Origin of the sequence: Actinomadura formosensis NBRC 14204 (assembly GCF_001552155.1) — a bacterium.
Taxonomy (GTDB): domain Bacteria; phylum Actinomycetota; class Actinomycetes; order Streptosporangiales; family Streptosporangiaceae; genus Spirillospora; species Spirillospora formosensis.
Genome location: NZ_BCQQ01000280.1, coordinates 1 through 1,478, shown reverse-complemented (window position 1 = coordinate 1,478; position 1,478 = coordinate 1). Strand labels below are relative to the sequence as shown.

The following is a 1,478-nucleotide window of genomic DNA, read 5'->3' as shown; positions in this document are numbered from 1 at the left end:
CGGGCACCGATACGGTGCGCGTTGTTGGGACTCGGCGGGAGCCGGGGAGACGGTCTGGTGCGGTCGCCCTTCGAGGGCCTGCATGACACCACCGCCCCCGGCTCTCCCGAGGCCGCGGACCGGCAACAGGGAGACGCGCCGCAGAGCGCCGGTTAGTGACCGCCCGGGAGCCGGCCTCGTCGCCGCCGGGTCGTCGCTGCCACCGCAAGGAGTCGTGTTGTCTGTTGCGCTGCCCCCCGCGCAGTTCTTCGCCGGGCTGGACTGGGCCGCCGAGGTCCACGCCGTCTGCGTGATGGACCATGCCGGGAAGATCGTCGACCGGTTCACCATCGCCCACACCGCCGACGGGATCGCGATGCTGATCCGCCGCCTGGCCAAGCTCGCCGACGCCGCTGACGTGCAGATCGGGATCGAACGCCCCGGCGGGCGGCTGGTCGACCTGCTGCTGGAGGCCGGGCATCCGGTCGTCCCCGTCAGCCCGAACGCCATCAAGACCTGGCGGGACGGCGAAGTGCTGTCGGGCGCCAAATCCGACGCCGGCGATGCCGCCGTCATCGCCGAATACCTGCGGCTGCGCCGGCACCGGCTGCGCGTCGCCGTCCCCTACAGCGACGACACCCGCGCGCTGCGGACCTCGGTGCGGACCCGCACCGACCTGGTCGACATGCGGGTCGCGGCCACCAACCAGCTCGCCGCACTGCTGGAGGACCACTGGCCCGGCGCCAAGGCCGTGTTCGCCGACATCGAGTCGCCGATCAGCCTGGAGTTCCTGACCCGCTACCCCACCCCGGCCTCGGCCGCGCACGTCGGCGAGAAGCGGATGGCGGCGTTCCTGGTCAAGCACGGCTACTCCGGCCGCCGCCCCGCCGCCGTGCTGCTGGAACGGCTGCGAGCCGCCCCCGCCGGAGCGACCGGGACGGCCCTCACCGAGGCCCTGCGCGACGCGGTCCTGGGCCTGGTCGGCGTCCTGAAATCGCTCAACACCGCCGTCAAGGACCTCGACCGGTCGACCGCCGCCCACCTCGGAGAGCATCCGGACGGCGAGATCTTCACGTCGCTGCCAAGGTCGGGTCAGATCAACGCCGCCCAGATACTCGCCGAGTGGGGCGACTGCCGCCAAGCCTACGAGACCCCCGACTCCGTCGCGGCCCTGGCGGGCTGCACCCCGGTCACCAAGGAGTCCGGAAAACACCGGGCCGTGCACTTCCGCTGGGCCTGCAACAAACGCTTCCGCGTCGCGCTGACCACCTTCGCCGACAACAGCCGGCACGCCAGCCCCTGGGCCGCCAATATCTACAACCAGGCCCGCGCGGCGGGCAAAGACCACCCGCACGCCGTCCGCATCCTGGCCCGCGCCTGGATCCGTGTGATCTGGCGCTGCTGGCACGACGGCGTCCCCTACGACCCCACCAAACACGGCGCCGCAGCCGCCCTCAACCAACCCGCTGCTGCCTGAGGTTGACACAGGGAGTGTCATG

General features: G+C 71.9%; 1 protein-coding gene. It reads left to right on the top strand.

The features are described from left to right. Window positions 1-214 precede the first annotated feature (214 nt). Complete coding sequence (locus AF1_RS32495) at window positions 215-1,456, top strand: IS110 family RNA-guided transposase (RefSeq protein WP_217999878.1); 1,242 nt, start codon at window positions 215-217, stop codon at window positions 1,454-1,456. The last annotated feature ends 22 nt before the right edge of the window (window positions 1,457-1,478 follow it).